We start from the raw sequence: 24,090 nt of genomic DNA, 5'->3' as shown, positions 1-24,090 counted from the left end.
CGCGGCTCACCTCCGGTTCCAGTCGACGGTGAAGGTGTTGGCGATGTCGCTGGGCAGGGTGGCAGGGACCTGGATGTGGACCTTGCCGTCGCCGCGCGTCCACCGCAGCGGCCCGTGGTGACCCAGCAGGCGGATGCGAGACTCGGCGCCGATGGGTATGTCGGCGGGCACCGACAACGTCCCGCTGGGGGAGCCCAGCACGATGATGTTGAACCTGCCCGGAGAGACGGTGTAGCGGATGCCGAGGGGGCTGCCTTCCTCCTCGGCCCGCAACCACGGCGTGGAACCGTAGATCGCGGGGCCGTTGACGTCCAGCCAGGCGCCGATGTCGCGCAGCCGCTGCTCCATGATGTCCGGGATCGTGCCGTCCGGCCTGGGGCCGATGTTCAGTAGCAGGTTCCCGTTCTTGCTGGTCACGTCGGCGAGCAGGTGGATGAGGAACTCCGAGGTCTTGTAGTCCTCGTCCAGCTCGAACTTGTTGTAGCCCCAGGAGTAGCCCATGGTGATGCAGCACTCCCACTTCTGCGGGTCCATCGTGGGGTTGGTGCGCTGCTCGTACGTCGCGAAGTCGAAGTGCGTGTCGAAGCGGTCGTTGACCACGACACCCTTGGGCCGGGGGCGGTTCATGGCCTGGTTGTAGTAGTGGGCCATCGGCTCTTCGCTGCGCCACGGCGTGGTGTCCGTCTTGCGGAACCACTGGCCGTCGGCCCACAGCAACTCGGGGTCGTAGCGGTCGATGATCTCGTAGAGCTGCTTCAGCTCGTAGTCCCCGACGTAGTCGTCGACCGGCTTGTAGCCGGTCATGGGGATCTCCTGTCCGGTGTAGAAGTTCTTCATGGGCCGGTCGAGCGCAGGGTTGAAGAACTCGCCGAGCGAGTAGTACAGGCCGGGCCGTACGGTGCCGCGCCTGCGCGCCGCCGCCATCAGCTCGCCGACAAGGTCCCGCTTCGGCCCGTACTTCCCGGCATGACGGTCTGTCACTTGGCTGGGGAAGAGCGCGAATCCGTCATGGTGCTTGCTGGTGAGCGTGAAGTACTCGGCGCCCGCCTGCTCGAACAGCCGCACCCAGGAGTCCGGGTCGTAGTTCTCGGCAGTGAACCGCGGGATGAAGTCGTCGTAGACGAAGTCCTCGCCGTAGGTGTCGCGGTGGTACGTCCACGTCTGGTTGTCCTTGGAGCTCTGGTACCACAGGTACCACTCGGCGGCCATCTGCCGTGCCGAGCCGGCGGGGACCGAGTAGACGCCCCAGTGGACGAAGATGCCGAACTTGGCGTCCTTGTACCAGCGGGGGACGGGGTGGGTGTCCAGGGACGCCTTGGTGGGGAGGTAGTCGGGGCTGCCGTTGGCGATCGCCTGTGCGGCGCCGGGCGGGGCGAGTAGTACGGCCCCGCCGAGGGCGGTGGCTGTCGTCAGGAACCTTCTGCGGCTGACGGTCAAGGAACTGCCTCTCAGTGAGTGGTCGAGAAGGAGTCGAAGACGGCGGTGGTGGTCTGGCCGGGGTGGGCGAGGTTGACGGCGCTCGCGACCAGGCCCGCGTCCCCGTCGCCGCTCGCGGACGGCACGTTCGCGGTGCCGACCTGCTGCCAGGCGGATCCGTCGGTGCTCGCGTAGGCGGTGCAGGCGCTGCCGTCGCGTACGAGTTTCAGCCAGGCGGGGTGGTAGGAGGCGCCGCCGCCGGCCCAGGTGTCGAGCTTGCCGTCGCCGTCGCTGTCGGTCATGAACTCCACGCCGTACTGCCGGGACATGGTCAGCACGGCGTAGCCGCCCTTCGCGGGATCCGTCAGGTCGTTGGCGACCGCGATTCCGGCCTTGGCCGAGGGCCCGCTGCCGGTCTGGCCGACGAGGCGGGCGATGACGCTGCCCGTGGCCGGCGCGGCACCAGGCAGGTAGACGGCCGCCTTCTCGTCCTTCCAGCCGGCCAGGTCCTGGCCGGCTGCCCAGATGGCGAACTGCCCGCGGTTCTGGGCGTATTGGGCGCCCTCGGCGGTGGCGGTGGTCAGGTACGGCGCCCGGACACCGGTCGGGACGGGGACGACGGTGGCGTCCACGCTGTCGCTGTCGTGCCGGACGCGCCCGCTCTGGCGGAAGGACGACGCGACACCGATCCGCGCGGCGCCCCACGGGGCGTCTGTCGGCGGGGTGACGGTCCAGGTCACGGTCGTGCTGTCGCCCGGGCCGAGCGTGCGCCGGCCGATGCTGTCCGACGTCGCGGTCCAGCCCTCCGGCAGGGCGAGCCGGGTACTCACCTCCCTGACGGCGCTGCGGCCGGTGTTGGTGACGGTCGCCGTGATCTCCGAGCCGTGCCCGGGCCGCAGGCTCGGCAGGTACGGGGTGAGCCGGACGCGGGCGGCGGGGCAGTCGCGGGCCACCCCGAGGCCGGCCAGGTCGACGGCGTCGGCGAACGCCTTCATCCCGATGTCGTTGGGGTGCAGATGGTCGCCCGAGTCGAACGCGGCGGCGTAGCGGGTGGGATCGGCCGGGTCCCGTACCGCCCTGTCGAAGTCGGCATAGCCGTCGAAGACCCCGCCTGAGTCCCGGACGAACGTGTTGACCCGCTGCCGGTCGGCCTCCTTGGCCTCGGTCCACCAGTCGCCCCAGCCGCGATACGGGACGACCGTCGCACCGATCACCCGCAGCCCGCGGGCGTGCGCGCGGCGCGCGATCTCCTTCATGCCGTCGATCACCTGAGCGCCGGTGGCGCCGCCCCAGCTGAGGTCGTTGACACCCTCGAAGAGGATCACCGTCCGGGCGCCCGGCTGCGACAGCACATCGCGCTCCAACCGGTCCAGTGCCGACGGGTTGCCGTCGGTCCCGGCCGTGATCCGGTTGCCGCTGATGCCCTCGTTCAGTACTCCGGCGGTGGTCGAGCAGGCCGACAGCCGCCCCGCCAGATAGTCGGGCCAGCGCCGGTCGGCGTTCGCCGTGGAGGCCGCCCCGTCGGTGATGGAGTCGCCGAGCGCCACCACCGAGCCCCCCACGTCACCGCCTCTTACATCGACACCGGTCAGGAACGGGAAGGTGGAGTCGGTCCTGGTGAAGGCGTCCCCACCGGCGTCCCCGGCATGGTCCCCGCCGCCGTCGGGCGTCCAGTAGACGGTCTGGAGCCCCATCCAGTGCTGACTGATGTGGGTCAGCCGGCCCGGGAAGTACAGGCTGACGACCAGATCGCTGCGGGCCGGCACGGGCAGCCGGACGGAATCGCTCACCGCCTGCTCCCCGGCGGCGATCGTCACCTCGTCCCTGCCGCCGAACCGCAGCTGGTACGGCTTCGCGACGGAGGCGTTGCTGTCCCGGCGTCCCACGGTCGCGTGCCCGATCGTCACGGGCTCGGTGGTGAAGCCGTTGGTCAGCCGGATCCGCACACGCGACCCGCCGGCACTCACCCGCACCGGTATGCGTACGGTCACCTCCGAGGTTCCCGGGTCGTACGAGGCGTGCTGCGCGGTGGCCCAAGTACCCGTCCACGCCCGCTGACCGGCCTCGGCGGGCGCCGCCGGGAGGAGCACTGCCAGGATGGCCGCCACGACTGCCGCCGTCGCGGCTCTTCGGTGCCGACGCAGATGTCCGAGCACAGGTCCTCCTCAGGAACAGCCACGGCCGAGGCCGGGCGTCGTCAGATCGATGGAGTCGGCGAAGGCCTTCGTTCCGGCGTCGTGGGGATGCGGATGGTCGTAGCGTTCACTCGGCGCCGTGGTCCATGTCCTTTTGCGTATCGCATGCACGTGCCGTCCCCTACCGTGTCGCCCCGGCGGCGCGGAGCGCCTTGAGCGCCTTCGCGGCGCCCTTGGCCCCGGAGGTTCACGAACGCCGGGGTGACCCCGAGCGGCGCCGCGTACGCCTTGAGCATCGCCGGGCCGCGGACGACCGTGCCGCGGTTGACGTGGCTCCACACACCGGAGGGCAGGAAGACGTCCCGGGGGGTGCCTTCGTCGAGCTTCGGCACGGCCGGGCCGAGCATCCACTCGTCGGCAACCGTGTAACCCGCCTCGTCCTTCGGGAAGTCGAAGAACAGCGGAGCTGGGCCCAGGAGTTCCACAGCGGGGTGGCGTACTGGGCGTAGGAAGTGTCGGAGCGCTCGGGCTTGCCGACCAGCACGATGGTCGCGGTAGACCTCGGCGGGGGTGTCCTCGACGAACACCGTGGAGGCGGCCGGACGGTCACGGGCGACGGTGAACTCGCCGAGCCCGTTGCCGCCGGAGTTGATGCGGACGTCCATCGGCTCGTCGGTGTCGACCCGCAGCCCGGTGCCGTCGGCGGTGTACCAGAAGGGGGACACCACCTGGTAGGACGCCGGGCTGAACGCGGTGTCGACCAATTGCCCCGAGTCCAGCGGCCACGGCTGGACGGTCTGGTCGGTGTTCTCGCCGTGCCCGTACCAATGGCCGGCGCTGTCCAGGTCGTACGCCGTGCTGAGCACGTCGGCGGTGGCCCCGGACAGCGACCAGTTCACGTCGTACCGGTCGGACCGAAGAGTGATCCTCAAGTACACGGTGACGTCCGGGAGATCGGTGGCGGCGGTGACGCGCACGGTGTCGCCCTCGCGGCTGCTGTCGGTGACCTCCCGGACGAGGCACCAGTCACCGCCGGTCCGGAACCGGAACGCCCCGGCCGCTGTGGCCAGCGCAGTCCGACCCGCCCGTACCGTGGTGAGGGTCAACCGGTCTGTGGCGACGCGCAGTTCGTAGCCGGGCGTCGCGAAGGTGACCGGCCCGGAGCCCGCGGCGCCAGGAGCCGTGCCGAGCAGCGGGGCGGCCAGGATCGGCGCCGCCGAGCCGCGGCGCACGATTCCTCTCCCGATGGGCATCAGGCACCTCCGCCGCAGGTCACCTTGGCGTCCGCCCAGTCGGCGTGGTCGAGGGCGTTACCGTCCGCGGCGTCCGAGACGATGAGTTCCAGCTGCCGTGCTCCGCTGACGTCGACGTCGATCGCCTTGGTGTCCGCGTCGCGGTCCACGGTGCCGCTGTCGTAGACCTGTTCGCCGTCGGCGAGGACGGTGAAGTCCACCGTGGCCGGGCCGTCGGTGCGGCCGTACGTCTCCTGGTCCAGGCCGAGCGCCGCGTGGAAGGTGGTGCAGCTGCCGCCGAGCCAGACCTGGACGCTGCTCGCGGCGTGCGTGCCGAGCCCCTTGGCGTACGTGGTGTCGTGCAGGGTGAGCGGCAGGCCGTCGCCCGCGGCGTTCTCGCCGTTGGACCGGTCGCGTTCGACCGGGCCCCAGCCGTTGCTGCTGGACTGGAACGGCAGGTCGCTGATGTAGTGCTCGCCGGCCGTGGGCGGCGGTGGCTGAGCGGTGATCACCTTCTCCCCGGTCACGGAGCCGCCGCTGAAGGACGCCTTCGCCTTCAGGACCACGACCGCGTCCGTCGCCTGGTCGGCCGGGACGCCGACCGTCCACCGCGCTTCGGCCGTGGCCCCCGGTTTCACGGTGCCCACCTGTATCGGGTCCTGCGGCGTCGCTGCCCAGCCGTCGGGGAGGCCCGTCAGGCTGAGGGCGGTGCCGCGCAACGCCCGGCCCGTGCGGGGCACGGTGACGGTGGCGGTGACCTGGTAGGTGTTGCCCGGCTCGACGGTGTCGGGGGCGTCGACGCCCACCGTCGCCGGGGTGGCCTGCTGGGCGTAGACCGCGGGGTCGTACGAGGGGGCCTTGACGTCGGCGACGCGCAGGGAGGAGGTGACGTTGCCGAGCTGGGTCAGTGTCACCTTGCCGAGGTCGCCGCTGGTTCCGTCCTCGTTCCAGGAGGCGATGGCGATGGTGTTCCTGCCGTCGGCGCGCAGAATGCCGTTGGGGATGGGGAAGGTGTGCTGTGGGCCGGTGTCGTTGACGTACTGGCCCATCAGCCAGCCGTTGACGTAGATCAGGGCCCGGTAGTCGCGCGTGGCGTCGTCGGCGATGGTGACGCCGACGGAGACGTCCTGGCCCGCCGGTATACGGCTGGTGAAGTTCGTGCGGTACCAGGCGAGGCCCGGGGTGGTGTCGGACACCGGCAAGGAGGTGTCCTTCCACTTCTGGTCCGGGTAGCCCGGCAGGGTCCAGCCCGAGCGCTCGCCGTACAGGCCGCCGGTGTTCATGGCGCCGCGTGCGGTGTCCACGGGCTGTTCCCCGCCCCGTGCGCCCTGGACGCGCCAGGTGATCCGGGCGTCGGAGCCGGAGAGATAGGCGGTGGTCAGGCCGCGCGGCTGCTTGTGGTCGTCGCCGGCGTAGGCGAAGTCCTCGTTGTGGCCCATCGTCCCGACCAGGACGGAGACGACGTTGTCCGCTCCCTTGTGCAGCAGCCCTGCGGAGAGGGGGAAGGTGTGGCGGCCGGTCTCGCTGGTCCCGGCGAACTTCCCGTTGATCCACACCGAGTAGGCGCCGACGGCCCGCGAGGAGGTGTCGGGATTGGTCGCGTAAGCGGTGAGCGACAGGGACTTCTCGGTGCCGGTTGCCGTGAAGTGGCCCCGGTACCAGACGTATCCGTAGTGATAGCCGTACTCGTCCTGGTACAGGACGGGCAGGGTGCCGGGCCGGGTGGGGTTGTCGGTGGTCAGTTTGTCGGCGTACGTCCAGGAGGAGTCGTCGAAGCCGGCTGCGGCCTCGGGCGTCTCGGTCGACTTCTTCCAGTACGTCAGCCGGGGCAACTGCACGTCCTTGGGCCCAGGCACGGACCCGAACAGGCTGCCGGACGCCGTGCGGCGTACGGTGACCGGGCTGCCGTTCCAGGTGACGTTCCGTACGGCGGAGGAAGCGAACACCTCCAGCGGCCCGGCCTTCGACGCGTCGCCGGTGAGCGCGAGCGTGCTCCCGCGGACGGCGGAGGTGCGCACGAGTTCGCCACCGCGTACCAGGGTCGCGCTGTCGGGACGCCAGAAGCCGGCCGCCTGGTCGTCGGTGCCGATGAGCAGCAACAGGTCGGGGCGGCCGCCGCCGTGGACCAGGATCCGGGTGAGACCGGAGTGGGTGTAGTCCAGCTTCAGGTCACCGCGGTCCGGGTCCCATGCGGCCTTGGCCGTGCCGTCCAGCACGGTGACGGTGGGCTTCGACGCGTAGCGCAGCACGGTCTGCCCCGGGTCGCCGTCGGCGCCGTACAGCAGCGCGACGTCCCGGTCGCCGGCGGTCGTACTCGTCATCAGCTCGCTGGTGGAGTACACGAGCCGCTGTCCGCCCAGGTCGTACCCGGCCAGGAGGATCTTGCCGGTCTGCCCGTTCAGCCGCACGCTCACCGGATAAGTGCCATTCGGGGTCCGCCAGTTGAACCTGGTTGTGGTGTCGGAGTCGGCCATCGCATCGGCGTGCCGCAGGTACAGGAACTGCGTCCCGGTGTCCGGGTTGGCGCGGGCCGTGACGCCGACCGACTCGTCGGAGGAGGCGGGCGCCTCGGCCGGCTCCGTCTTGGTCAGCGGGGCGGTGGTCGTGTAGAACAGGCCCTGCCGCTTGAGCTCGTCGTAGTCGGCGCCGGTCTGGCGGGCCTCGGTGATCGGGGCGCCGTAGTCGTACGACGTGTACACCTGGCGCGGGTCGGCCAGCCATCCCCAGTTGGTGCCGCCGTAGGCCATGTACAGGTTCTCAATCGTGGCGCCCTGCATGATCTCGGCCTTGTTGACGATCTTCTGGTAGGCGGGGCCCACGGTCTGCCGGCACTTGTCGTAACCGGTGTCTCCCCAGGTCTGGAACCAGCCGGTGCCCGCTTCGAGGACCGCGAGCGGTTTCGTCTCGTCGGGGCGGGTCAGTTGGGGCACCCACCACTGGCCCTGGCAGAAGGTGTTGTACTGGTCGAGCGCCCCGACGAAGTCCAGCCCTTCACCGCCCGCGTACTGCGGCTCCGGCTCGTTGCCGACGAGGGGGACGGTGATCCCGTCGGACCTCGCCTGCTTGCTCAGGTCGACCATGTAGGCGCGGCCGTCCGGGTCGTACAGCTCGTTCTCCACCTGGTAGAGCAGCACCGGGCCGGTGTCGTTGCTGACCTGGTGGCGGGCGAGGATGGTGTCGATGTGGCGCAGCCACTCGTGGGCGGCGTCCAGGTAGCCCGCGTCGGTGGAGCGGGCGCGGCCCTTCTGGGTCGTCAGCCAGCCGGGGAAACCTCCGCCGTCCGTCTCGGCGTTGATGTAGGGGCCGGGCCGGGCGATGACGTAGAGCCCGGCCTCCTGCGCCATGTCGAGCAGCTTGTCGACGTCACGGACGCCGGTGAAGTCGTACGTGCCCCGGGCGGGGGAGTGGTAGGCCCAGTCGAAGTAGATCGAGACGGCGTTCATACCGCTCGCCTTGATCTTCTGCAGGACGTCCCGCCACAGGTCCGGGCTGGGCAGCCGCCAGTAGTGGAACTCACCGGACCACAGCATGACCCGTTTGCCGTCGATCGTGACGGAGTACGTGTCGTAGCCGACCTGGTGGACCGAAGTCGACCGCGCCGGGGAGTCGGCCGAGGCCCGGTCGGCCGGGACCGCCGCAGTGAGAGCGGCGAGCAGCACGGCGGCCAGAGCGACGGACCAGACGGTGCGCAGCAGGCTCACGAGCCTCATACGGTGCCTCCCGTGCAGGTAAGCCGGGCGACGGCCCAGTCGGCGTGGTCGGAGGAGATGTCGTCGCCCCCGTCTGCCAGCAGGTCCAGCCAGCCGGCGCCGGTGACGTCCACGTCGACGGCGGTGCCGCCGTCGGTGCCGTACACCACCGGGGTGTCCAGCAGCGTCCGGCCGTCGGCGACCACCCGGAATGAGACGCTGCCGCCGTCGCCCACCTCGTCGTCCACCCCGGCGGTCGCGGTGAACCGGGTGCAGCCGCCGCCGAGGTAGACGCGGACCTGGCTGTCGGCGTGCACGCCCAGGCCCTTGGCGTACGTGGTGCCGCCGATGGTGAGGGTGTGGCCGTCGCCCGCCTCGGACTCGCCGTTGGACAGGTCCTTCTCGACCGGTCCCCAGCCGTTCACCGCTTTGACCAGGGGCAGGTCGCTGAGGTAGGTGTTGCCGACCGGTCCGGGCGGTGGCACCTGGACGGCGCGTTCACCTGTGACGGTCCCCGCACCGCCCTGTTGCCGCAGCGTCGCGGTCGCGGTCAGCAGGGCGTAGGCGACCGGGTCGGCGGGCGGGGTGACGGTGTACGTCGTGGTCACCGTGGCGCCCGGCTTCACCTGGGCGAACCCGGTCGGGCCGGTGGCCTTCGCGGTCCAACCGTCCGGCACCGTGAGCGACAGCCTCACCGTCCGTGCGGCGGCGGCGTGTCTCGGGACCGTCAGCGAGACCGGGACCTCGGCGGCCGCACCGGTGCTGAGGAACGGACCGGCGTCCACGGTGACTTGGGCCGTCGCCTGCGGCACGGCATACGTCTTCGCGTGGTACCAGGGTGCTGCCACGGTGCCTACGTCGATGCCGCCCGCGACGCTGCCGAGGTCGACGAACTTCGCCGTGCCGGGGCCTGCGTTGTCGGCGGTCGACCAGACGGCCAGGGCGATGGTGTTCTCACCCTGCTCGCGCAACAGGCCCTTGGGGATCACGAAGCGGGTCTGCGGTCCGGTGGCGGGCAGGTAGCGGCCGATCAGCCAGCCGTTGACGTAGATCAGCGTCTGGTGCGCCGTGCGCGCGCCCGCCGTCTCACCGAGTTCCAGCCCGATGGAGGTGTCCTGGCCGCGTGGCAGGTCGAGCCGGGCGGTGGCGCGGTACCAGCGCACCCCGGGATGCGTCGTCGCCGTGGCGGCCGCCAGGGTGGTGCGGGCCCAGCCGCCGTCCGGGTAGCCGGGCAGCGACCAGCCGCTCCGCTCGCCGTACAGCCCGCCGTTGTCGTAGGCGCCGCGGGCGGTGTCGACGGGGTCCTCGCCGCCCAGGTCGCCCTGGATCTTCCAGGTGATGGTCGAGGCGCCGCCGACCACCTCGGCGCTGATCAGGCCGCGTGGTTCCTTCGAGTGGTCGTGGCCCCATTCCTCGTTGTTGCCGGCGTTCACCGCCAGCACGGAGACGACGTTGTCCTCGCCGCTGCCGCTGAGCGTCCCGACCGGGATGGCGAAGGTGTGTGCCCCGCCCCCGGAGCTGCCGAGGTAGGCCCCGTCGAGCCAGACCGAGTACTGCCCCGTGGGTCCGGTGTTCGCGTCGAGCGCGAGCGCCGTCGCGTGCCCGGTGGTGGCGAACCGGCCCCGGTACCAGACGTTGCCCTGGTGGTAGCCGTACTCGTCCATGGCGAGGACGGGCAACGAGCCGTCGAGATCGGGGTTGTTCGAGGTGAGACGGGCAGCTGTGGTCCAGGACGAGTCGTCGAATCCGGGGGCCGCCTCCGGCGCCTCGTCGTGGTACTTCCAGGTGGTCAGCGCCGGCAGGTCCACCCTGCGGGGCGACCGGGTGACGGCGGTGGCCTCGCCGTTCCAGGTCGTCCTGGCCACCGTCGAGGTGTCGGCGATGACCTCGATCTTCGTCTTCTTCGTGGAGTCGCCGGTCAGCTTCAAGGTGCCATCGGCGCTCACCTCGGCGGTGCGCACCAGCGAAGGGCCGCGGACGAGGACGGCTCCCGCGTCGGTGTCCTGGCGCCACCAGTGGGCGGTCTCGGCGTCGTCGGCGATGAGGAGTTCCAGGCCGTTGACGAGGACGCGGGCGAGGCCGGAGTGCGTGTAGTCCAGCCGCAGATCACCGCGGTCGGCGTCCCAGCGCACCGAGACGTCCCCGTCGAGGACGGTGACCTTCGGCTTCGCGTCGTAGCGCAGTACGGTCTCGCCGTCCTCGCCGTGCCGCCCGTACAGCAGGGCCACCTCGCGGTCGCCGATCCGGGCGTGGGTCATGATCTCCGACGTGGAGTACACCAGTCGCTGGTCGCCCAGGTCGTAACCGGCGACGAGGAGTTTGGCGTCGCGGCCGGCGACGGTGATGGAGCCCTGCTGGGGCACCCGCGGGTAGTCGCCGTCCTTCCCCGAGATCGACAGCGTGGTGCTGTTCGTCGTCTTCACGGTGGTGTCGGCGTGCCGGACGGCGAAGAACTGGGTGCCGTCGTCGGGATTGACCCGGTGGTCGATGCGCAGCGCGTCATCGGTGGGGGCCGGTGCGTCGGCCTTTTCGGTGCGGGCCAGCGAGCCGACGGAGGTGACCAGATAGCCGAGCCGCTTGAACTCCTGGTATTTGTCGGTGAGTTGCCGGGACTCGTTGATCGCGGCCCCGTAGTCGTAGGAGGTGTAGACGGCGTTGGGGTCCGCCTGCCAGCCCCAGTTGGTGCCGCCGTAGGTCATGTAGAAGGACTGGCCGGTCACCCCGGCGGCGATGTTCATCTTGGCGAACACCCGGGTGAAGTCGGTGCCGGTGAGCTGCGCGCAGCTCTGGTAGCCGGTGCCGCCCCAGGGGTCGAAGGCGCCACCCTGCGCTTCCGGGATGAGCAGTGGCGACTGGGGTTTCCAGGCCTTGACGTAGCTGTAGTCGGGCAGGTTCTGCCAGGTGTCGGGGTGGGAGCAGTCGAAGCCCTGCGGATAGGCGTCGAAGCCGTAGATGTCGGGGGCGCCCTTGCCGCTCACCCAGTTCTGGTTGGCGCCGCCGTCGTTGACGAAGGTCGGGACGTCGATGCCGTCGGCCCTGGCCCAGTCGATGAGCATCTGCATGTAGTCGGCATCATGGCGACCGCCCTGGTACTCGTTCTCGACCTGGTAGAGGATCACGCTGCCGGTGCCCCGGGTCAGCTGGTGCCGGGCGATGATCGGGTTGATCCGGCTCATCCACTCCCGCGCATCGGCCAGATAGCCCGCCTCGGAGGTGCGGTTGACTCCCGTGCGGGTCTTGCGCCAGGCGGGGAAGCCGCCACCGGAGACCTCGGCGTTGATGTACGGGCCGGGGCGGGCGATCACGTACAGGCCCGCCCGCTCGGCCTCGTCCAGCAGCCGGTCCACGTTCCGGATACCGGTGAAGTCGTAGGAGCCGGGCTTGCTGGAGTGGTAGCCCCAGTCGAAGTACAGCGAGACCGCGTTGAAGCCGCCCGCCTTGATCTTCTGCAGCACATCCCGCCAGGCGTCCGGGCTGGGCAGCCGGAAGTAGTGGATCTCGGCACCCCAGATGTACAGCGGCTTGCCGTCGATCCTCACCGAGTACTGGTCGTAGGTGACGGTGTGCGCCTGGGGCGAGGCCGCTCTGACCGCCGCGCGGGTCTCGCCGTGGGCCGCCGTGCTGCCCAGACATCCGGCGGCGAGCAGTAAGGCGGAAAGGAGAGCCCGCCGGCGTCCCCTCATGACGTCAGCTCCTTCACCACGGCGGCCCGCGCGGTCTCGATGTCGGAGACGTTCTTCGTGCGGCCGTCGAGGTCGCGGGTCGCGGTGGTGAGGGCGTCGGTCAGGGCGGGGTCGTCCTTACCGCCGTCCTTCTTCCGCAACTGGGCGATCAGCTCGAAGTCCTCGACGCCCTCCTTCAGCTGCTCCCAGCGGATGCTGGACATCGGGCCGTTCCTGCCGGGATAGACCAGGTACTCGTCGCCCTGGGTGAAGATGTACACCGGCTGCGAGAAGGGGTCGGACGTCCAGCTGTTGTACGACCAGCGCAGGAAGCCGTCCAGGTGGCGCTGGGCGGAGATCCACGGCAGCATCCGCGCCTCCACGGCGGGGGAGTACGCCAGGGTGTTGGGGTGGGCCGGGGTGCCGTACACGTAGAAGGTCGTGATCTTGCCGGCCGCGTGACGCTCCGCCGCCTTCTCGGGCGTCATCTGGTCGATGGTGTCCCAGCTGACAGACAGGTCGGAGGCGATGTCCGTCGTGCCGGCCGACCCGGCGACCGAGATCCGGTCGTCGAAGTCCGGTGCCACCTCGTGGACGAAGTCCTTGACCACGGTCATGGTGTCCACCGGCCGTTCGTCGAACGACAGGTAGGTGTGATCCAGCCAGCCCTTGGTCTTCAGATGCCTGACGAACGCGGGCAGGAACGTCCCCCATGCCTCGCGCCAGCGGGCGCCGCCCAGGTCGACTGGCTCGGTGACGGTCCTGCCGGTGTGGGTGTCGGTGTAGGTGAGGTGCTCGCCGTCCTGGAAGGCCAGCATCGAGAAGGCCCCGATGTCCGGGCCGAGTCCGGACTTCAACGCCGTCCGGACGTAGGTGTCCCAGCGGGAGAAGTCGAAGGAGAACCGGCTGCCGTCCCACTTCCAGGCGACCATGCTGGAGTACGGTGTGGCCGTCTGCGACTGGCGGGTGCCCAGCGACCACTGGTGGTGCCACGGATTGTCGACGATGGTGGTGTTGATGACCTTCTGGCCACGGCTCGACAGGTCCCGGTCGTAGGCCTCGATGAGCTTCCAGTGCCTGTCGGACCAGAGTTCGACGCCGCTGTTCAGCGCCATCGTCTCCGGTTGCGCCCACACGTCCAGGAAGAAGCTGTAGTCCTTCGGGTCCGGCACGGTGGCCTTCGCGACCTCGACGGACAGCGGATAGGTGACCCTGGTGCCGTCGTCGGCGGTGACCTCGACCGTGCCTGAATAGGTGCCCGCGGCGGCCGACTTCGGGATGTGGAAGGTGAACCACAGCGGCTGCGCCGCGTAGGCGGGCACGTCGATCGAGGAGCCCTCCTGCAGCGCGTCGCCGACGACGTCCGGTGCGCGGTCCCCGGACACCTCGGTGGCGGAGCTGACCTGGTCGATGGTGGCCGACCAGTCCATCTCGCTCTTGGAGCGCTGCACGGGCACGTATGTGACGAACCTGACCTGGGTGCCCGAGCCGGAGATCTTCACCCCGCCGGGTCCGGCGAGGTCACCGACGCTCGCCTTCACGTCGTGCAGGTCGTGGCCGGAGGCGATGGCGAGCTGCGCGGACACCTGCTCGTTGCGCACGGCGGAGAGCGCGAGCCGCGTGGTGTCCTTGCCCTGGATGGCGGTGGTCGGGTAGCGCGGGACCCGGACCTCGGCGGAAGAGGCGAAGGACCCGGTGGGCACCCAGGTGATCGTGTTCCTGGTGCCCATGGCGTCGGCGACCTTGACGGTCAGCCAGGTGGTCGTGGATCTCGAGTTGACATCGGCGTCCGGGGTACTGGTACCGGCGATCGCCGTCGTTGTCGCGGCTATGACAATGCCGGCGACGAAGGCGGCGACGGCGGTGGGAACGCGTGACATGGCAGGGCCCTCTCAGTTCAGGAGGTGATGGAGAATCCCTTGAAGACGGCCTCGCTCCTGTCGCCGGGGTAGTTGGCGTTGACCGCGCTGGCGACCAGCCCTGCGTCCTCGGCGCCGGCCGCGGACGGGACCTGTGCGGTGCCGACCGTCGTCCAGGTCTCGCCGTCCTTGCTGGCGTACGCGGTGTAGGTGGTGCCGTCACGGACCAGCTTCAGGTGGGTCGGATGGTAGGTGGAGCCGCCGCCCGCCCAGGTGTCGAGGACGCCGTCGCCGTTGCTGTCGGTCATGAACTCCAGCCCGTAACTCCTGGTCATGGCCAGCACCGCGTAGCCGCCCTTCGACGGATCCGTGAGGTCGTCGGCGATCGCGATCCCGGCCTTTCCCGCCGGACTCTCGCCGGTCTGGGAGACCAACTGGGTTTGCACGGTGGACTGTTGACCGGCGGCGTCGGTCAGATAGACCGCGCCCTTCTCGTCCTTCCAGCCGGACAGGTCCTGTCCGGCCGCCCAGATGGCGAACTGGTCGCCAGACTGCGCGTACTGGGCGTCGGTGGTCTGCGTCGTGCGGTACGGATCCTGGACACCGCCCGGAGTCGCCTCCACCGTCGCCTGGACGGTGTCGTCGACGGTGACGGTCTTCCCGGCGGATGTCCTGTACGTCACCGTGCCAGTGAGGTCATGGCTGCCCCATACGGCGTCGGCGGCCGGGGTGACGGTCCAGTTGGTGGTGTACGCGGCCCCGGGCCTGAGGGAACGTGCGGTCGCCGCGGTGGTGGCCTTCGCGGTCCAGCCGTCGGGCATGGTCAGGGCCGTGCGGACGCCGCTGATGGTGCCGGTGCCCCAGTTGGTGGCGGTGGTGGTCACCGTGAAGGGCTTACCGGAGCCGGTACCGGGGGCGTCGGGGCCGATCAGCACGGACGCGGCAGGTACGCCGTCCCGCTTCAGCGCCCGGATCGCCTTGAGGGCGCCCTTGGCGCCGAGCTTGACGAACGCGGGGGTCACCCCGAGCGGCGCCGCATAGCCCTTGAGCGTCGCGGGGCCGTGGATGAGCGTGCCCTGGTTGACGTCGAACCAGTTGCCCGACGGCAGGTACACCGTACGGGTCGCGCCGGAGCCGAGCTTGGGCGCGGCCAGGACGGCCGGGCCGAGCATCCACTCGTCGTCGACCGTGTAACTCGCCTGGTCCTTCGGGAAGTCGAAGAACAGCGGGCGCATGATCGGGTCGCCGGTCTTCAGCGTCGCCTGCACCTGGTCCCAGATGTACGGGGCCAGCCGTTCGTGCGCCTTGATCGCCGCCGCGTACAGGTCGATGGTCTGCTGGTCGTACGTCACCTTCTGGCCGGTGGTGACGTCATTGGTCTCCACCGGCGAGGTGGAGGAGTACATCAGCGGCATCAGCGAGGCCGACTGGGCCCACCGGATCAGGACGTCCTTGCTCGGTGCGGCCTGCCCGCCGGAGCCGCCGATCATGTCGGACTCCACGAAGGGGTAGCCGATGGTGGAGATCGCCAGGTTCTGGCCGACCGATGCCCGCAGCGAGTCCCAGCCGGTGCCCTTGTCGACCTGCCGGGTGACGAAGCCGGCCTGATGGGCGGTGGAGCTCCAGTGGACCCGGATGCCGGCACCCTGCAGGTCGAACTCGTCGGCCAGTTCGGTGCCGAGCTTCTGGTAATCGGTGGCCCGGTACCCGTCGCGCGGGGCGCACTTCTCGTCGAAGAAGCGGGTGTCGAACTTCAGGCCGTCGATGCCGTAGGCGGCCATCAGTTTCCTGAGATTTCCCTCGTACCAGGCCTTGGCGTCCGGGTTGGCGAGGTCGATGATCCCGGCGGTGCCGTTCCACCAGGTCACCTGGCACGGTTTGGTGGTGTCGGAGGCGTCCCTCAGCAGATAGCCGTGATCGGCGGCGTACCGGTAGTTGTCGGAGTCCAGGTTGATCCACAGGGTGACCCAGATCCCGAAGTCGAACCCCATGGCGTGGATCTTCTCCGAGAGGCCCTTGGGGTCGGGGAAAGTGGTGGAGTCGAAGGTGAGATTGCCGTACTCGGACTCCCACTTGTCGTCCAGCTGGATGGTGTGTCCGTGGAGTCCCCTGTCGTGCAGCTCGGTGGCGTAGTCGAGCAGCTTCTGCTGGTCGACGTGGGTGTAGAACTGCGCCCAGGAGTTCCACAGCGGCTTCTCGTACTGCGTGTAGGTGGCGTCGCTCTGCTTGGGCTTGCCCACGATGCCGATGTAGTCGCGGTACACGTCCAGCGGCGTCGACTCGACGAAGACGGAGGCCTTGTAGGTCGCGGCAGAGTCGACGGTGAAGCGGCCGAGGCCGTCTTTGCCGCCGTTGATCGAAACGTTCATGGTGTCGCCGGTGTCGACGCGCAGTCCGGTCGAGGCCGAGGTGTACCAGAAGGGATCGATCATGTTGTACGAGGCGGGTCCGAAGTCGCTGTGCTCCACCTCTCCGCTGTCCAGCGGCCAGGGCTGGTCGACGCCCGGTCCGCCCTGGGGGGTCTCGGCCTCGCCATGCCCGTACCAGTGTCCGGCCGAGGCCAGGTCGTAGGCGAGTCCGAGCCTGGTCGGGTTGCCGCCCTTGACGTTCCAGTCGAGCTGGTAGCGGTCGGCTTCCGGGGTGATGCGGGCCTCGACCGTGGCGCCGGCGAGGGTGGTGTCGGCGGTGAGGGTGAGGACGCCGTTGTTCCACTTCCAGTCGGTGATGCCGGTGGCATGCTGCCACGCACCGTCGGACGTGGTGAAGCGCAGTGCGCCGGTGTCGCCGGAGGCGGCGGCGAGGACGGTTCTGCCCGCGCGGCGGGTGGTCAGGGAGAGTTCGTCGGTGGCCACGTCGAGGGTGTAGCCGGGGGCGCTCGCGGAGGCCGGCACGGACACGGTGACAGCCTTCGCGCTGTGGGTCACCTTCGGCCCGGCGGCGGAGGCGCCGGGCCGGGACGACGCGTGGGCCGCCGGGCCGGTGACGGGGGCCAGGAAAGCGGCGATCAGGGCGGCGACAAGGAGGAAGCCGCTGGGACTGCTCAGTCGGACGTGCACTCGGGTCCTCCTGTCGGACAGGACTCTGCCCTATGGACGGCGATACGTGGTGCTGGGCGCGGTCTGCGCGGTGTCGCTTCGGTGCGGTCACGAGGATGCGCGGTGCCGTGAGAGATGTTTGATGTTGCTTGGAGATGCAAGATTCAGCGCAATTTCGCTCATGCTCTTGCAGGGCGCGCCGCCTGTCAATATGCGGTGCAGGAGACCCAGTTGGGGCGAAGAGAGGCTTCAGGGGCCGACTGCGTCCCTGGTGGCGGACGGCCACGGGGCCTGTGAGACACCCTCGCAAGCCTCGAGACCGCCCGAATCGAACGGTAAAATCTGTGTGAACGGGCGTCAGGCTGGGGCGTCGGAACGGGTCGGTTGGTGTGGGTTGTCCGGGTCCAGGCCGCGTGCACCACGACGAGATTCGCGACCGGGGGCGCGGCCGAGGGCCACCCACTCGACGCCGGGTCCCCGAACTGCGACGCGAACGCCTCCGTCCAGGCGTCCGCCGACTCGCGACTCCTGAGCGCCGTCTCATGGGCGATCCTGCACGCCTGGCCCCGTCCGGGGCCGTGAACTGTCAGGCTGGGAACGCACCTTGGGTGGCTGGTTCTCCACTGCGGATCGCCTCGGCGCCTGCGGACGTCCCGGGTCCTCGCCGAGTTGGAGCCGCGTGAGCGCCGGTTCGGTGGTGGTGAAGCGGGTCCGCGCCGGCCAGGGTCTTGTCGGGGAAGTCGATGACGAGCGTCGAGTCCGTCGGTCCCGCCGCATGGGTCCGCAGATCCGCGGTCGACCGCGGTCGCCGACGCCCGTCCCCGCGGTCGGCCGAGTAGTTCCAGCGCCTCCGTGGCGGTTTCCCGCCTTGGGCGCACGGCGTGACCGATGCGTGATCCGGCGGCCCTTGACGCCATGCGCGATTCATTGAGCATCATGGTGCTAGTTGATTGAAAGCACTGGAATTCATGCACAAATAAGCATGCTAGGTGTAAGTATCAGCAGGACAGTGCAGGCACTGCATGCGGAGAGCTACTCCGTGAAACGGCACCTCATGGGCGTCGCCGGGGCCTTTGCCCTGGCTCTGGCCCTCACCGGCTGCGGCAAGGCAGCGCCTCCGACGGCAGCGGCTCAGACGGCAAGACGATTCGCTTCGTCGCGGCAAAATACGACGACGACACTCAGCCCTACTGGAAGGCGCTCATCAAGGACTTCGAGGCCGCGAACCCCGGCTACCGCGTGAACCTCGATGTCGTCGACTGGGAGCGGATGGACTCCAAGGTCAAGACGTACGTCCAGACCAAGCAGGAGCCCGACCTCCTCAACTACAACAAGTTCTCCGACTTCGCTCGCGACGACCTGGTCTACAAGGCACAGGACGCCGTCTCCCCGCAGGTGCTTGCCGACTTATTGCCGCTGTTCAAGGAGGAGGCCGAGTACCGGGGCACGCAGTACGGTCTGCCGTTCATCTCCAGCGCGCGGCTGTTCTTCTACAACAGCTGCCCTTCACTTCAACTCGTTCCCCATCATCTGGGCGATGACGCGCGGTGGCCCCGGCTTCGACACCGACACGACCACCACCTGTCTCTACAAACTCGCCTTCGACAACCAGGCGGTGGGCGAGTCGGCCGCCATGGCCGTCGTCAACCTCGTGCTGATCCTGGCAGTGGTGCTGGTGTATCTGCGCGTGGTCCGCCGACGGGAGGACACCGCGTGAGCCGGACCTCGGTCCCGATGAGAACGCGGACTGCGGGAAGAACGAAGGCGTCGAGGCGTCCGATGAGGCTGCCCACAGTGGTGCTCACCGCCGTCGGCTGGCTGGTGGCGCTGGCGTTTCTCGCGCCATATGTCGAGATGCTGCTGACGGCGCTCAAGCCGACCCCGGAGCTGATGAAGTCCCCGCCGTCCTATCTGCCGTCCCGGTGGGAGTGGTCGAACTTCAAGAACGTCTGGTCGCTCACGGACCCGCTGGTCACCGACGCGCTGCTGTTCTCCCTGTACGTCGCCGCGGCGGCGACCTTGCTTACCCTGGCCGTCGGGCTGCCCGCCGCGTACTACACGGCCCGGCACCGCTTCCGTGGGCGCGGCGCGTTCCTGGTGCTGGTGCTGGTCACCCAGATGTTCGCGCCGACCGCGCTGCTGGTCGGCACCTATCGGGAGATGGTCTGCCTCGACCTGACCGACACCGCCGAGGCACTGATCCTGGTGAACGCGGCGTTCAACCTGCCGTTCTGCGTCTGGATCCTCAACGCGTACTTCGCGAGCATCCCCAAGGAGCTGGAGGAGGCCGCCTATCTCGATGGCGCCGGGCGGTTCGGTGCGCTGGTCCGGGTCACGCTGCCGCTCGCGATGCCCGGTGTGGTGACCGCCCTGGTGTACACGTTCACCGGCGCCTGGAACGAGTACGTGGTCGCGCTCACCATTACCTCCTCCAGCAACCGGATGACTCTGACCCGGGCCATCCCCGGCTTCGTCACCTCCTACCACGAGCAGTTGCAGTACCTTTTCGCCACCTCGCTCGTCACGATCGTGCCGGTGGTGGTCCTGTTCGTCTTCGTGGAGCGCTACCTCGTCAGTGGCCTGACCGCCGGCGGGGTCCGGGGATGAGTCGGCTACGACGCGCGGCGTCAGGCTCGGATGACGTCCACACCGGCCGCCGTGAACGGCTCCGTGAGCGCGTCGCTGGCGGCCTTGTCCGTCACCAGGACGTCGATGTCCTCCACGGGACAGATCCGGGCGAAGGCCCGCCGGGCGAGCTTGGAGGAGTCGGCGACCACGACGACCTGCTGGGCGCGCCGGGCCAGTGCCCGGTTGATGCTGGCCTCGCCCTCGTGATGCGCGGTCGCACCGTGGGTGACGTCGATGGCGTCCACGCCGATGAAGACATGGTCCAGCGCGATCTCCGTGAGCAGTTCGGTGGCCAGCGGCCCTATCAGCTCGTACGACGCAGGGCGGGCCACTCCGCCGGTCACGACAAGTTTGACGTGCCGCCGTACGACCAGCTCGTTGGCGATGTTCAGAGCGTTGGTGACAACGGTGAGTGCGGTGTCCGTGCCACCGGAACTGAGGTCGGCACGGGTGGCCAGCGCCCGGGCCACCTCGGTGGTGGTCGTGCCGCCGTTCAGTCCCACCACCTCCCCGGCCTTGACCAGACCGGCCGCCGCGTTCGCGATGCGTTCCTTCTCGGGCGCGTTGCGCGCGGCCTTGTAGCGGAGCGGGAGGTCGTAGGCGATCGCGTTGATCACCGCCCCGCCATGGGTGCGGGTGACCATCTGCTGGCGGGCGAGTTCGTCCAGGTCGCGCCGGATCGTCGCGGCGGAGGCCCCCAACGCGGTGGCTGCCGCCTCCACTTCGATCCGGCCGTCGCGTGTCAGCATGTCCAGCAGCGCGCTCCACCTGACCTGCGGTGCCGCCATGTTGATAGCCCCCTGTAGCGATGTGCCCGATTGAAGCGCGCCGGATGCGCGCTGTGCGCGCTTCCATGAAAGCACATGGCTTCTTTGGGTAATTTATGACTGCCAAACAAGCAATTTCATGCATCACTGTGATGTGTGGGCGAGCAGCCGGAGTCCCGATCGCCCTGCATCCGGATCAAATGACCAGTGCGGAACCGCTGTCCACTGGGTGGCGGCCGCCACACGCACGACGCACGACCGAACAGGACTTGCCCTAACGGAGTTTGGCGGACAGGAACAGGGACAACCCCAGCCGTCAGGTGCGGTTGAGCTTTCTTGGCGCTGCCTGACGCCGGGCGGCGCTTTTGCTGCTCGGGTGGGTCCGCCCTGCAGAACCTTGCTTGCTGCGCCACGCCGAGACCGCGGCTGTCCGCCACGGACTGGACGCCCGAGCCGTCCTTGTCGAGGTCGGCCGCCGGGGCATGGTGGGCGGCCAAGAGGACAGGACATGATCACGGACGTCGCGCTCGACCTCGCTGCGCGAGAGCGGACGTGACGACGCCTCTGCGGGTGCCGATCATTCATCCGCCCAGGTGAAGCGTTGATCCCGTATCTCCGGCCGCGCCTCCCTTCACCCTGTTGTCTCCATCTGTGCAGGGCATCGACGGCATCATGATCTTCGTGCTGCTGCGTCTTGGGTGTCTCGCCGTGACCCACACCTTCGCGTTCCTGCGCCTGTTGCCGATGAGCGTTAGAGAGAAGGGCAGCTGCGGCACCTCCTGTTGCTGGTCCGCCCGGACACGCTCCTGCGCCGGCATCGCGGCCTGCTCAAGCGGCGCCACGCTGCGGCCTGCGTGCCGAAGCGCCGCGGGCGCCCGCCGACCATCCGGTCGATCCGGGCCCTGGTCGTGCGTCTGGCGGGCGAGAATGACTCGTGGGGCTACCGGCGGATCCACGGCGAGCTCGCGGCGCTCGGCATCAAGGTCGCCGCCTCCACCGTCTGGGAGATCCTCCGCGAGCACGGCATCCCACCCGCGCCCGAACGGCAGAGCACCACCTGGGCCGACTTCCTGCGCAGCCAGGCAGAAGCGCTGCTCGCCTGCGATCTGTTCGAGGTCCGCACCCTGACCGGGGCGCGCCTGTACGTCCTCGCGGTGATCGAGCACGCCACGCGGCGGGTGCGGATCCTGGGCGCCGGCGCACACCCGACGGCGGAGTGGATCGTGCAGCTCGGGCGCAATCTCCTCATGGACCTCGAGGACGCAAGCAGCAGGGCCAGGTTCTCGATCCGCGACCGCGACTCGAAGTTCACGGCCGCTATTGACGACCTGCTGACCGACGCCGGGCTGAACGTTGTCACCACCGGCATTCGGATACCGCGGATGAACTCCCCCATGGAGCGCTGGATACAGACGTGCCGACGTGAGTTACCGGACCGCACCCTGACTGGGAACCAGAGCCACCTTCTGCACTCGCTCCGCGAGTTCGAGACCTTCTACACCTGCCATCGACCGCACCGAACCCTGGGACAAGCCGCGCCGCTGCGCCCACTGCCTGCACCGATCAACGTGCCAGAGCAGATCGGGCATCTTGAGGTCCGCCGACGAGACCGGCTCGGCGGAACCCTGCACGAGTACCAACATGCCGCCTGAGCAGGCCGGATGACGTATCGGCACCCGCAGACCCGCTCTCCACGAACGACCCCTCCCAGCATGATCAACCAGAAGATCATCCCACTCGATCAGCCAACGTGACAGCGCCCTTCGTGCGGCCGGGCTAGGCCGCCCACGAGGCATCCGTTCGAGGCGCGGTGAAGATCCGATGCCGTTCGCGAGTCACCAGGCACGGGGCGCGACCAGGACGGTCATCGGATGACGTGGCCGCGTTCGGGCGTGAGACGGTCGCCGCGATGCAGGCGGCGTGAGAAGGGCGGACGATAGCACAGGTGGCGTCGGCTGGAGGGCGGCTTACCCGCACCGGTCGGGGTGCGGCAGACTGGTTGGGATCCGATGGTGTCCAGCCGGACGTGTAGCAGCCGAAGCAAGGGAAGCCGCCAGATCCGTGAGTGACGAGTCCGACGCCCCGAAGCCCGTTGACGAGGGCGCGTTCGGCATCGACGCGTTCTCCCTCGACGACCGGCTGCGGCTTTTCCACTTCGCCGCCGCCGAGAAGCGCCACGAATACCTGTGGCTGCTGCGCGCCTTCGACCGCGGACGCGCCAACTACCAGGTGTTGCTGCACGCTTCGGACGCGGTGGGACTGCTTGAGCGGCTCGCAGTCGACCATCCCGCCGCGGGCGCCGTCGGCGGGTTGGCCGGTGTTCAGCCGTTGCTCGACGCGCTCGCGGAGTGGCAGGTCCTGGACAGGTCGTACGACGGGACGCGCGCCGCGAACCTGGCCGAATACCGTAACCGCCACTACGTGTACCAGTTTACCCAGGCCGGATATCGCGCGTACCGGGCTGTGGAGGACGTACTCGGCGCGAGCCTGGAGGACGCCCAGCTCTCCCGCCTTGTCTTCCCCGACATCCTCGGCGACCTGCGCGCGCTGGCCGAGGCCAACGCCGCGGGCGACGGGGAGGAGGTGTACCGCAAGCTCGGCCGTCTCGACTCCGTGCTGAACGAGATGGCGCAGCGCGCCGCCCGTTTCTATCTCATGCTGGGCGACCTGGCGCGCACCAACGACACCCGGCCCGAGGTGTTCCTCGCCCACAAGGACACGCTCCTCGCCCACATGCGGGAGTTCACCGCCGAACTCGGGCGCTATGCCCCGCTGCTCGCCGAGGCAGTCGAGAAGGCCGCGGCCACCGGTGTGGACCGCATGATCGAGTACGCGGCCGAGGCCGACGAGCGGCTCTTCCGCAGCCCCGCCGAGCGCCTGTCGGACTGGCGGCACCGGTGGGACGGCATCGCCCACTGGTTCGCGGAGCGCGAGCACAGCGAGACCGAGCGGCTGCAGGACGCCACCGTCACCGCGATCCGCTCCGTCCTCGCCCTGCTGCGCCGAGTCACCGAGGCGCGCCGGGGCGGGGTGAGCCGGGAGAGCCAACTGCGCCACCTCGCCCAGTGGTTCACCTCCTGTGAGAGTGACGAGGACGCGCACGCCCTGTTCCAGGCGGTCTTCGGACTCGGCGCGCCCCGCCACATCGCCGTCCCGTACGCCGATCCCGAGCAGATCCCTGGGCGTACGTCCTGGTGGGAGGCCGAACCGGTCGAGCTGGCCCGCACCCTGGTCCAGTCCGGCCGCACCCCCGCCCTGCACGGCCCCGGCCGCATCGAACGCAACGACGCCCAGCGGGCCCGGCTCCGCGCCGAGCAGCTGAAGGAGCAGGCCGAGCGCCGCAGTGCCGCGAACGCCCTCGCATCGGACGGCGTCTACGGTCGGACGCTCGACGAGCCTGAAACGCGGGCCCTGCTCGCCCTGTTGGACGTGGCGCTCGCCGCCCGTGTCCCCGCCAGCCGCATGGTCACCGCCGCCTCTGGATCCGCCCACGGGGTACGCCTCACCCTCACCCCCGCCGAGGGCTCCACCACCGTCGACACCGTGCGCGGCCGCCTCCACCTCGACGGACTGCGCCTGGAGGTCACCGTATGAAAGACCTTCCCGATGTCCTGGGGCCTGTGGACCTCACGACGGGCGGTACGACCCACGGACAAGGCAGGACCGC

General features: G+C 69.4%; 11 protein-coding genes and 3 pseudogenes. 6 read left to right on the top strand and 8 right to left on the bottom strand.

From position 1 onward, the window contains the following. Positions 1 to 6 precede the first annotated feature (6 nt). Genes OG568_RS51520 through OG568_RS51490 form a run of 7 tightly spaced genes read right to left on the bottom strand, consistent with a single transcriptional unit; the run spans position 7 to position 17,049 of the window. Entirely contained in the window at positions 7 to 1,437 is a 1,431-nt protein-coding gene (locus tag OG568_RS51520) for an alpha-L-fucosidase (RefSeq protein WP_329537023.1), read from the bottom strand. An 11-nt stretch (positions 1,438 to 1,448) separates the two neighbouring features. Further along, positions 1,449 to 3,572 carry a GDSL-type esterase/lipase family protein gene (locus OG568_RS51515; RefSeq protein ID WP_329537022.1) on the bottom strand — a complete coding sequence of 708 codons (2,124 nt, stop codon included), beginning with the start codon at positions 3,570 to 3,572 and terminating at the stop codon, positions 1,449 to 1,451. Between the two features lie 41 nt (positions 3,573 to 3,613). After that, on the bottom strand, positions 3,614 to 4,804 hold the full coding sequence (locus OG568_RS51510) for a hypothetical protein (protein WP_329537021.1): 1,191 nt from the start codon (positions 4,802 to 4,804) through the stop codon (positions 3,614 to 3,616). Further along, entirely contained in the window at positions 4,804 to 8,493 is a 3,690-nt protein-coding gene (locus OG568_RS51505) for a beta-galactosidase (RefSeq protein ID WP_329537020.1), read from the bottom strand. The genes OG568_RS51510 and OG568_RS51505 overlap by 1 nt, the downstream gene beginning before the upstream one ends. Then, positions 8,490 to 12,155, bottom strand: coding sequence for a beta-galactosidase (locus tag OG568_RS51500; protein WP_329537019.1), 3,666 nt, complete (start codon positions 12,153 to 12,155; stop codon positions 8,490 to 8,492). The genes OG568_RS51505 and OG568_RS51500 overlap by 4 nt, the downstream gene beginning before the upstream one ends. Continuing rightward, the gene (locus OG568_RS51495) at positions 12,152 to 14,014 is read right to left on the bottom strand and encodes a DUF4091 domain-containing protein (RefSeq protein WP_329537018.1); all 1,863 of its coding nucleotides are present in this window, start codon (positions 14,012 to 14,014) and stop codon (positions 12,152 to 12,154) included. The genes OG568_RS51500 and OG568_RS51495 overlap by 4 nt, the downstream gene beginning before the upstream one ends. A gap of 17 nt (positions 14,015 to 14,031) precedes the next feature. After that, positions 14,032 to 17,049 carry a TIM-barrel domain-containing protein gene (locus OG568_RS51490; protein WP_329537017.1) on the bottom strand — a complete coding sequence of 1,006 codons (3,018 nt, stop codon included), beginning with the start codon at positions 17,047 to 17,049 and terminating at the stop codon, positions 14,032 to 14,034. Between the two features lie 1,077 nt (positions 17,050 to 18,126). On the opposite strand from OG568_RS51490, the pseudogene OG568_RS61815 reads away from it, so the two are divergent. From OG568_RS61815 to OG568_RS51480, 3 genes and pseudogenes are all read left to right on the top strand, one after another. Further along, positions 18,127 to 18,465, top strand: a pseudogene (locus OG568_RS61815) (extracellular solute-binding protein); the annotation flags it as partial. 100 nt (positions 18,466 to 18,565) lie between these two features. Beyond that, entirely contained in the window at positions 18,566 to 18,745 is a 180-nt protein-coding gene (locus tag OG568_RS51485; protein WP_329537016.1) for a hypothetical protein, read from the top strand. A 62-nt stretch (positions 18,746 to 18,807) separates the two neighbouring features. After that, positions 18,808 to 19,635: a carbohydrate ABC transporter permease gene (locus OG568_RS51480; protein ID WP_329537015.1), complete on the top strand. Its 828-nt coding sequence runs from the start codon at positions 18,808 to 18,810 to the stop codon at positions 19,633 to 19,635. A gap of 20 nt (positions 19,636 to 19,655) precedes the next feature. On the opposite strand, the gene OG568_RS51475 is transcribed toward OG568_RS51480, so the two are convergent. Continuing rightward, a complete protein-coding gene (locus OG568_RS51475; protein WP_329537014.1) occupies positions 19,656 to 20,444 on the bottom strand; it encodes a DeoR/GlpR family DNA-binding transcription regulator in 789 nt (262 codons plus the stop codon). Positions 20,445 to 20,827: 383 nt separating this feature from the next. On the opposite strand from OG568_RS51475, the pseudogene OG568_RS51470 reads away from it, so the two are divergent. The 3 genes and pseudogenes from OG568_RS51470 to OG568_RS51460 all read left to right on the top strand — a co-directional run. Then, positions 20,828 to 20,979, top strand: a pseudogene (locus tag OG568_RS51470) (4-hydroxy-2-oxovalerate aldolase); the annotation flags it as partial. A gap of 125 nt (positions 20,980 to 21,104) precedes the next feature. Next, positions 21,105 to 22,075: pseudogene (locus tag OG568_RS51465) on the top strand (integrase). Positions 22,076 to 22,484: 409 nt separating this feature from the next. Beyond that, positions 22,485 to 24,017 (top strand): TIGR02677 family protein, encoded by a 1,533-nt coding sequence (locus OG568_RS51460; RefSeq protein ID WP_329537013.1) that lies wholly within the window; start codon positions 22,485 to 22,487, stop codon positions 24,015 to 24,017. Positions 24,018 to 24,090 lie beyond the last annotated feature (73 nt).

Source organism: Streptomyces sp. NBC_01450 (genome assembly GCF_036227505.1).
Classification (GTDB): domain Bacteria; phylum Actinomycetota; class Actinomycetes; order Streptomycetales; family Streptomycetaceae; genus Streptomyces.
This window is presented reverse-complemented; position numbering and strand designations above follow the sequence as displayed.

Bases quoted from the DNA above. Each gene is read 5' to 3' on its own strand.
- OG568_RS51500 (WP_329537019.1), bottom strand. From the start codon at position 12,155: ATGAGGGGACGCCGGCGGGCTCTCCTTTCCGCCTTACTGCTCGCCGCC.
- OG568_RS51510 (WP_329537021.1), bottom strand. From the start codon at position 4,804: ATGCCCATCGGGAGAGGAATCGTGCGCCGCGGCTCGGCGGCGCCGATC.
- OG568_RS51505 (WP_329537020.1), bottom strand. From the start codon at position 8,493: ATGAGGCTCGTGAGCCTGCTGCGCACCGTCTGGTCCGTCGCTCTGGCC.
- OG568_RS51485 (WP_329537016.1), top strand. From the start codon at position 18,566: ATGACGCGCGGTGGCCCCGGCTTCGACACCGACACGACCACCACCTGT.
- OG568_RS51475 (WP_329537014.1), bottom strand. From the start codon at position 20,444: ATGGCGGCACCGCAGGTCAGGTGGAGCGCGCTGCTGGACATGCTGACA.
- OG568_RS51495 (WP_329537018.1), bottom strand. From the start codon at position 14,014: ATGTCACGCGTTCCCACCGCCGTCGCCGCCTTCGTCGCCGGCATTGTC.
- OG568_RS51480 (WP_329537015.1), top strand. From the start codon at position 18,808: ATGAGGCTGCCCACAGTGGTGCTCACCGCCGTCGGCTGGCTGGTGGCG.